At 60.3% G+C, this 8,787-nt stretch carries 7 protein-coding genes and 1 pseudogene; 2 read left to right on the plus strand and 6 right to left on the minus strand.

What is annotated here, in order from left to right:
• Positions 1–772: sensor histidine kinase (locus AB4043_RS10870; protein WP_442307044.1), on the plus strand; the 772-nt coding region annotated here is incomplete at its 5' end.
• On the opposite strand, the gene AB4043_RS10875 is transcribed toward AB4043_RS10870, so the two are convergent.
• The 4 genes and pseudogenes from AB4043_RS10875 to AB4043_RS10890 form a co-directional block, all read right to left on the minus strand.
• Positions 734–1,561 (minus strand): ABC transporter permease, encoded by an 828-nt coding sequence (locus AB4043_RS10875; RefSeq protein WP_442300661.1) that lies wholly within the window; start codon positions 1,559–1,561, stop codon positions 734–736. The genes AB4043_RS10870 and AB4043_RS10875 overlap by 39 nt on opposite strands.
• 2 nt (positions 1,562–1,563) lie before the next feature.
• Positions 1,564–2,505, minus strand: coding sequence for an ATP-binding cassette domain-containing protein (locus AB4043_RS10880; RefSeq protein ID WP_442300935.1), 942 nt, complete (start codon positions 2,503–2,505; stop codon positions 1,564–1,566).
• Positions 2,506–2,515: 10 nt separating this feature from the next.
• The gene (locus AB4043_RS10885) at positions 2,516–3,712 is read right to left on the minus strand and encodes an efflux RND transporter periplasmic adaptor subunit (RefSeq protein WP_442300662.1); all 1,197 of its coding nucleotides are present in this window, start codon (positions 3,710–3,712) and stop codon (positions 2,516–2,518) included.
• A 17-nt stretch (positions 3,713–3,729) separates the two neighbouring features.
• Positions 3,730–6,796 (minus strand): annotated as a pseudogene (locus tag AB4043_RS10890) (efflux RND transporter permease subunit).
• Positions 6,797–7,026: 230 nt separating this feature from the next.
• Here AB4043_RS10890 and AB4043_RS10895 point away from each other — a divergent pair.
• Positions 7,027–7,278 (plus strand): hypothetical protein, encoded by a 252-nt coding sequence (locus AB4043_RS10895; protein WP_442300664.1) that lies wholly within the window; start codon positions 7,027–7,029, stop codon positions 7,276–7,278.
• 12 nt (positions 7,279–7,290) lie between these two features.
• Here AB4043_RS10895 and AB4043_RS10900 read toward each other — a convergent pair whose 3' ends face one another.
• Together AB4043_RS10900 and AB4043_RS10905 are read right to left on the minus strand one after the other, a co-directional pair.
• On the minus strand, positions 7,291–8,079 hold the full coding sequence (locus AB4043_RS10900) for an SDR family NAD(P)-dependent oxidoreductase (RefSeq protein WP_442307045.1): 789 nt from the start codon (positions 8,077–8,079) through the stop codon (positions 7,291–7,293).
• A 348-nt stretch (positions 8,080–8,427) separates the two neighbouring features.
• The coding region (locus AB4043_RS10905) for an OmpA family protein (RefSeq protein WP_442307046.1) at positions 8,428–8,787 on the minus strand (360 nt) is incomplete at its 5' end.

Below are 8,787 nucleotides of genomic sequence, written 5' to 3' on the forward strand. Positions count from 1 at the left end.
GTCAGAGGAGGCGCTGCGCAAGACAGAGAAGCTGGCCGCGGCAGGACGGCTTGCCGCAAGCATCGCACACGAGATCAACAATCCTCTGGAATCTGTGACGAATCTCCTGTACCTGCTGCAGACGCATCCGGAGCTTGATTCGATGGCGCGCGAGTATGTGTCCACGGCACAGGCTGAACTGGCGCGCGTCTCAGAGATCACGCAACAGACGCTGCGTTTCTACCGGCAGTCGACCTTTCCGGTGCAGACGCAGGTGGGTGAGGTGCTGGATTCAGTGCTGGCTCTGCATCACTCCAGGCTTGGCAGCGCGCGTATTACGGTGGAGCGCCAGTATGATCCCGCGGTGGCGCTCTTTGGTTTCAGCGGAGAGCTGCGTCAGTTGTTTGCCAACCTGATAGGGAATGCGATTGATGCGATGGTCGGTGGCGGCAGACTGATCGTGCGTGCCCGCTATGGCACGGGCCGTTCTCTCCGCGGCGGCTGGTGTGATGGCGTGCGCGTGACGGTGAGCGATACCGGAACGGGGATGAGTGAGGAGACGCAGCGTCGTCTCTTCGAGCCGTTCTACACTACCAAGGACGCTACCGGCACGGGACTCGGCCTGTGGGTGAGCGATGAGATTATCCGCAAGCACTCCGGCACCGCGCGCGTGAAGAGCCGGCAGGGTGAACAAGCAGGGACAACCTTCGCGATCTTCTTTCCGAAGGACGGACTCAACGGCGTACGGGCAACGCTATCCAATGACGCGGCGAAGGAAGCCGCGAATGCCTAACCACGTCAGCAGAACCAGGAAGAAGCACAGCATGCCCAGGATGGCAGCCGGATGCATGTGGGGCAGTGCAGGCGTAAGCGATGCGCGCAGACCTTCGCTCATATAGACGATCGGGTTGAAAAGCACGCCGTACTGCAGCCAGTGGATATGAGTGAGTGCAGCCCAGGGATAGTAGACACAGCCCAGGAAGGTGATGGGCATGACGACGACGCCGAAGATCAGACCGATCTGCTGCGGTTTCACGGTGGTGCCAATGGTGAGGCCCAGGGCTCCGGCGGTGAGCGAGGCGAGGATCAGCACCAGGATCAGCAGCGGCCAACTGGTAACGTGCGCCGAGACTGGTGTGCTGGGGATGTAGTAGGCCAGCGGGAAGACGATGCAGGCGGCAATGATGCTCTGCATGGCTGAGAAGACGATCTTCTCTATGGCAACCGCGCCGACCGGCAGCGGGCACATCACGCGATCGTCAATCTCACGCGTAACGCCGAACTCCTGCGCCAGCGGAAGAGCCACGGCAGCAATGCCGGAGAACATGATGGCCACAGCCATCAAGCCTGGGAGCAGTACGGTTGAAAAGCTGACACCCGTCCCCTCAGCCATGCCGGCGGTCGGGTTCATGGAGGAACCGCCGGCCATGTGCGGCATGATGTAGGTAAACACGAACAGGAAGAGGATCGGGTTCATACAGATGCGGATGAGGAAGGGAAACATCTCACGCCGCAGCACATGCAGGTCGCGGAGGAAGAGCCCGCGAAAGGCGTGAACGTATTGGGCAACATTGCTCGGCATGATTAATCTCTCAAATCGCGGCCCGTCAGGCGGATGAAGACGGTCTCGAGTGTGGGCTCGGTGATGGAGAGATCACGAAGACCGAAGGGATTGGCGGCGGTGACGATCTCCGGCAGAAGGCCATCGGAGGCTTTGGCAAGCACACGTATGCCGTTGGACGTGGTCTCGACGCTGGCGACGCCATTGAACGAACGAAGTTGTGTAGCGAGCGACTGTGCCTGTTCGACCTCACGCAGGTCGAGCTGATAGATCGTCTCTGCGCCGATGGAGCTCTTCAGGGCGGCAGGCGTGTTCTGCACGAGGATCTTCCCGTGGTCGATGATGGCGACTCGTCCGCAGAGCGCATCGGCTTCTTCCATGTAGTGCGTGGTGAGCACAACCGTGATGCCTTCGGTGTGCAGGCGGCGAACGATATCCCACATGGCGATACGCGATTGCGGATCGAGGCCGGCAGACGGCTCATCGAGGAAGAGCACCTTGGGGTGGTGTGCGATGGCACGGGCGATCTGCAGGCGCTGCGCCAGTCCTCCGGAGAGCTGCTGAGGATAAGCTTTGGTGCGTTCGCTCAGGTGGAACTGTTCCAGCAACTGGGAGGTGCGAGCTTTGGCTTCTGAGGAGGAAGCACCGAAGTAGCGGCAATGAAAGTAGATATTCTCGAAGACAGTGCAGGCCCGGTCGAGCGTGTTGTACTGCGGCACCACACCGATGTAGCGGCGAGCCTCGGAGGGATTGGCCACCACATCGATTCCGGCGATGCGGACGCTGCCTGCGGTCGGCAGGGCACGCGTCGTGCAGATGGAGATGGTGGTGGTTTTGCCGGCKCCATTGGGGCCGAGCAGGCCATAAATCTCTCCGGGACGGACGGAAAGGTCAATCCCATCGACGGCAGTGACGGCTTGCTTGCCGTCATATACCTTGCGCAGCGATTGAATCTCTACGATCACCACTACAAGTCTATTGCAGCACCTTTGTGCTCACGTGAACCCCATCCACGACCATATCGGTCGGATTGATGACAACGTTTTCGCCGGGCTTCAGGCCGGAGACGATCTCCACAGCGTTCCCCATATCGCGTCCCAGAACAAGGCTGCGCAGGCGAACGACATTGTCCTCCCCAACGACGAAGGTCTGTGGACCGGCGGTGCGGACAAAGAGAGCATTGGTGGGCAGCACGGTGGGTGGCTCGGCGCGTGGAGCGTCGAACTGAATGGTGGCGTACATACCCGGCAGAATCTTGCCATCATTCTTCAGGTCGATCTCGACCAGGATGGTGCGCGAGGTCGGATCGATGCTGGCGCTGGTGCGTGAGATGGAGCCAGGATACGGATGGCTCGGCAGCTCGCGGAAGGCGACACTTGCCGTCTTTGAGTTCATGACGGAGACGGCCTCAGCCTGCGGTACAGAGCTGAAGACGCGCACCGTATCGGAGCGGCCGACGGTAAACATCTGTGTCGTGTTAGTAGAGGAGCCGGAGGTGATCAGGGATCCATTGTCTATATTGCGCGAGAGGATAACGCCCTCGAACGGCGCGGTAACGCGTGAGAAGCTGAGCTGCTGCTGCAGGCTAAGCACGGTCGCTTCTGCGGCGGCGATGCTGGCTTTGGCTGCCTCCACGGTGGCCTGGTTGGCGGAGGCGGTGGCTCCGCGGGTATCGGCATCGAGTTTGCTGACGACGCCCTGGGCGAAGAGATCGCGCCAGCGGGCATCGTTAGCGTCCGCGAGCTTGGCGTTGGCCTCGGCGAGGGCAAGCTGTGCCTTGAGTTGCATGACGTTGGCCTGTGCCTGGCGCAGTGATTGCTCGGTGGTGGGGTCCTCGATCAGGGCGAGTAACTGGCCCTGGCGGACGTGGTCGCCGATGTCGACATAGCGGGCTTTGACATAGCCGTTGGTCCGAGCGAAGATCGCGGCCTGTTCAAAGGCCTGTACGGTGCCGGGAAGCTCCAGCTTGGTATCTTTGGCGCCGGTTTTGACCTTGGTGACGACCACGACTGGGGGGCCGGTGACAGCGTCGGCTTCGACCTTCAGAGCTTCGTTATGGCGCAGCCGGGGAAGGAAAACAACGACGGCTATGATGCCAAGCAGCAGGAAGAGTCCTATGACGGCGATATAGGGGCCGCGGGAGGAGCGTTCAGTCTGGGTATTCGCATTCATCTGCTTTGTTGTCTTCCTTACTCGGGAATCTCTTCGGCGTGCAGCTCTTTGATCTCCTGCTTGCGCAGCAGGCTATAGAAGATGGGAACGATCAGCAAGGTGGTGAAGGTGGCCACCAGCAGACCGCCGATAACGGCGCGGCCGAGCGGTGCATTCTGTTCGCCGCCCTCACCCATACCCAGCGACATGGGCAGCATGCCGATGATCATGGCCAGAGCGGTCATCATAACGGGACGAAGGCGGGTGAAGCCCGCGGAGCTTGCAGCCTGGATAGCGTTCATGCCGGCACGGCGTTGATCGTTGGCAAAGGTCACCATCAGGATGGAGTTGGCGGTCGCCACACCGACGCACATGATAGCGCCCATCAGCGATGGGACGCTGAAGGTGGTGCCGGTGACGAAGAGCATCCAGAGAATGCCGCAGGCGGCTCCGGGCAGCGCCATCAGGATGATGAAGGGATCAAGCCAGCTCTGGAAGTTGACAACCATCAGCAGATAGACCAGAAGCACGGCAAAGAACATGCCCAGGCCGAGTCCGACGAAGGAGTCGCGCATGCTCTTAACCTGCCCCCGGACGGTGATAGTGGCTCCCGGCGGCGCGAGCTTCTGGTACTTCTCGATGATCTTGTCGATCTCTTTCTCTACGCCGCCGAGATCGCGGCCCTCTGTTGTAGCGAATACGTCAAAGACCGGCTGCACGTTGTAGTGGTTGGTGATGGCCGGACTGGACCCATGCTGGAAGGTCGCAAGGTTCGAGAGTAGCTGAGGAGCAACGGTGCCGGAGCCGGAGGTGATGGGCATGCGTTGCAGCGTGTCGACTGAATCGAGTTGGTGTTGTGGAACCTGTACCTGGACGATGTAGTTCACGCCATTCTGCGGGTTCAGCCAGTAATTCGGCTGTGCGGTGCCGGAACCGGAGAGGGCGAAGAGCATGCTGTTGGCGACGTTCGCTTCAGTCATGCCCAGGTTCTGCGCACGCGTGCGATCGACGTTGACCAGCAACTGAGGAGAATAAAGAACCTGGTGGACGTGGACATCCACCGCGCCGGGAATCTTCGCGATCTCGGCGCGCATCTTCTGCGCGATCTCATAGTTGGGCAGCGTCTGGCGGCCGCTGATCTGTACATCGATCGGGGCAGGAAGACCGAAGTTCAGGATCTGGTTGACGATATCGGAGGCCTGAAAGTAGAAGACGGTGTCGGGGAAGCGCTCACGCAGTACCTTACGAAGCTTCTGCCGGTACTCTGCCGTGGGCCGGTGGTCTTCCTTCATCGAGACGATGACCTCGCCGTCCTGCACATCGGTCAGCGAGCTGTCGCCGAAGGCGAGATTGAAGCCGCCGCTGGGGATACCGATGTCATCGAGCACGGTATTCAGCTCGTCGGGAGGAATCACCTCACGAATCGTGCTTTCTACCTTGGCGAAGACCTGCTCCACCTCTTCAATGCGGGTTCCGGGAGCGGCACGGACGTGCAGGCGGAAGGTGCCGGCATCGACCTGCGGGAAGAAGTCTTCCCCGATGAAGGGGATAAGACAGAGGGTTCCGGCGATGAAGAGAGCGAACGATCCCAGCGTGAACTTCGGGTGGGTCAGCGTCCAGTCCAGCAGTGCATGGTAGCGGGAGCGCAGGCGCTCGAAGGAGGCGTTGAAGCGGAAGTGAATGCGCCAGATCGTGCCTGCGTTTGCCGGGGCTTCATGATGGCCGCCCTCTTCCATCTGCTGGTACATATCCACCTCGGAGGCGAGGAGGAACTTCACCATGGTCGGAACCAGCGTTCGCGAAAGCAGGTAAGAGGCCATCATGGCGAAGACCACGGCCATGCCCAGCGGCGTGAACAGCGACTTGGCCGCGCCGGAGAGGAAGGCTACGGGAACGAAGACGATGCAGATTGCTAGGGTGGAGACGAAGGCGGGCACAGCAATCTGCGCGGCGCCGTCCAGGATGGCGGGCTCGATCTCCTTGCCCAGGCCTAGGTTGCGATGGATGTTCTCAATCTCGACGGTGGCATCATCGACCAGGATGCCGACGGCAAGGCCAAGGCCGCCGAGGGTCATGGTGTTCAGGGTCTCGCCGAACATGTTGAGGATGATGATGGAGACCAGGATCGAGAGAGGGATCGAGATCGCGACGATGACGGTGGAGCGCCAACTTCCAAGGAAGAGCAGGATCATCAGCGCGGTCAGGCTGGCGGCGATGGCGGCTTCCTTGACGACACCCTCAAGGGCCGCCCGTACAAAGAGGGACTGATCGAGCAGCGGAATCACGTCCGGCGGAGGCGGTGGAAGGTTGGCGATGATGCGCGGCAGGGTCTCCTTCACGCGCTTGATGATGTCGAGCGTGGAGGCGTTGGTGGACTTCAGCACGGTGATCAGCGCGGCGCGTTTACCGTTAAGCCGAACGATGTTCTGCTGAATGGGCGATCCATTGTGGACAAAGGCCACATCGCGCATGTGCACCGTGGCTCCGTTGACCTGACGGATGGGGATGTCATTCAACTGATCCAAAATCAGAGGGCTGGCGTTGGTGCGCACGATGTAGTCGGTGGTGCCCACTTTGACGTCGCCTGTGGGCGCCCTGTACTGTGGCAAGCTGCGTACGCAGGAAGTTCAGGCCGATATCGTTCAGGTCGGCTTCCGTGAGGCGATCAGAGGAGAGGCCAAGCTGAAGAATGGGAACATTTGAGGCCGAGTAGCGCAGGATGAACGGAGCCTGGGTTCCCGGCGGCATGATGCGGAGGATGGCCTGGCTGCCGGCGGCGATCTGCGCCACGGCGGACTCAATCTTCGCTCCCGGCTGGAAGAAGATCTTGATGATGGAGATGCCGTTTACCGATTGCGACTCGATGTGTTCGATGTCATTGACGGTAGTGGTCATACTGCGCTCAGAGACGGTGGTGAAGCGTTTTTCCATCTCGTCTGGACTGGTGCCGTTGTACTGCCAGATGACCGTCACGACCGGGATATCGATCGTGGGAAAGATATCGATGCTCATGGTCGCGATGCTGACGATGCCCAGCACGAGGATCAAGACAGACATCACCACGAAGGTGTAGGGGCGACGCAGGGCTAGACGGACAATCCACATGGGAACACTTCAGCCTTAAACGAGCTTTTCGATATATTTTCCGGGACACTCCCATTGTAGAGCGCGCACGGTTCCGATTTCTGGATGATGTCTAGACGTTTTGGAGAGGCTAAGGGTCGCAGTTTCAGGGGGCCTAAATATCGGATATCCGAGCTGTATCCGAGCTGTATCCGAACTAGGACAAACGCCATAAATAATTCGAGTTACACGCTACGGGGCTAGAATGAGATATGGCGCGAGGGTGGGAGAGTAAATCCGTGGAAGATCAGCAGGCACAGACCGAAGCACCTAAACCGCAGGACCGGAAGATCGAAAAGGCGGCAGAAGCTGAGAAGGCCCGCCGGCGGAAGGAACTGGAGCTGCAACGCGAGCATATTCTGTCGCAACGCACATCCAGTCCCCACCGCAGAACCGCTCTGGAGACAGCTCTGGCCGATATCGAAGAGAAGCTGACCGAGCTTGGCTGGGCCATTCACCTCTAAGGCGGTAGCCGTCTACCTGGCGGCGGCGCCGGTGTGACGGTGGAAGTAGTAGGCGTTGCCTTGGTCGATGGTGGTCAGCACGATGGTATGAATGTTGACGTGTGCCGGCCGAGTGACCGCCCACAAAATGGCGTCGGCGATATCCTCGCCGGTGAGCGGCGTGATGTTCTGGTAGACCTTGGCCGCCGTTGCTTCATCCCCATGGAAACGCACCTTGCTGAACTCGGTTTCCACCATGCCAGGATCGATGGTGGTCACGCGGACCGGGGTTCCCAGCAGATCAATCTTCAATCCTTCTGAGATCGACTTTTCGGCCGCCTTGCTGGCGCAGTACACGCCGCCGTTGGCATAGGTGTTGTAGGAAGCGGTCGACCCTATATTGACGACGTGGCCGCGCTTCCGTGCCACCATGCCGGGGACGATCGCCCGGGTGACGTAGAGAAGGCCCTTCACGTTGGTATCGATCATCTCGTCCCAGTCGTCGGGGTTATTCTCGTACATCTTTCCCATGCCACGGGCGAGGCCGGCGTTGTTGACCAGGAYGTCGATCGCGGTCCACTCGTCGGGCAGGTCAGCGATTGCCTGGTTGACGGCGGCGCGGTCGCTGACATCGAGCTGAAAGAGATGAATCGCTTCGGCTCCGGCGGAGAGCAGCTCTTCGCGCATGGCTTCCAGACGCTGGATACGGCGGGCGCAGAGCAGCAGGCGCGCTCCCTGCTGGGCGAAGGTAAGGGCGGTGGCTGCGCCGATGCCGGAGCTGGCGCCGGTAATGAAGACAATATTTCCGCGAACGGGCTGCATACTTTCACGCTAGCACGTCCGGAGACGGCATAGGCCACCCGAAGGCAGCCTATGCTTGTGTCGTTGTTTGAGTTACGGCCCAGGGCGTGTCATCCAATTCGTGTCAGTCAGCGCCGGGAGCAGATTTTTCTGAGATCGAGGAATGAGGAGAGAACTGTAGCTGGCCTACTGGAACGACGAGTGACAAAGAGATCGGGAAAATCTGCCCCGGCCCTTCGGGTTGCGGCGAAAAATTGGTCCATACTTCGTTGTCGGCCTCGACTGTGGACCCGCCACAGCCTTCGGCCTCCGCCTTGCCTGGACCAATTTTCGCTCGCAACGCTGACGACAGGAATTGGATGGCACGCCCTAGTGCTGGTTGGCCGGAGGAGTAGAGGTTCCAGTAGTTTGCGTGGGGGCGGAGGTACCGGTGTTGGTAGCAACACCGGCGCCGGAGTTCTCGGAATCCTTCACGCCGATGGCTGCGCCGGAGACGACCAGCTCTACGCGCCGGTTCTGTTGGCGGCCCTGGGCGGTTGTGTTCTCCGCCACAGGGCGAGTCTTACCAAAGCCCTTGGCGGTGACGTTGTCCTGCGGAACACCTTCAGTGGTCAGGAAGCCGGCGACGGTGCCGGCGCGGTTTTCGCTGAGCTTCTGGTTGTAGTCATCGCCGCCGACGGAGTCGGTGTGGCCTTCGACCTGAACCTTCAGCGATGGATAGGCCATCAG

The organism is Terriglobus sp. YAF25 (assembly GCF_052113305.1).
Classification (GTDB): domain Bacteria; phylum Acidobacteriota; class Terriglobia; order Terriglobales; family Acidobacteriaceae; genus Terriglobus.

Excerpts from the sequence above, each read along its gene's own strand:
- AB4043_RS10875 (WP_442300661.1), bottom strand. The coding sequence starts at position 1,561 with ATGCCGAGCAATGTTGCCCAATACGTTCACGCCTTTCGCGGGCTCTTC.
- AB4043_RS10885 (WP_442300662.1), bottom strand. The coding sequence starts at position 3,712 with ATGAATGCGAATACCCAGACTGAACGCTCCTCCCGCGGCCCCTATATC.
- AB4043_RS10895 (WP_442300664.1), top strand. The coding sequence starts at position 7,027 with ATGGCGCGAGGGTGGGAGAGTAAATCCGTGGAAGATCAGCAGGCACAG.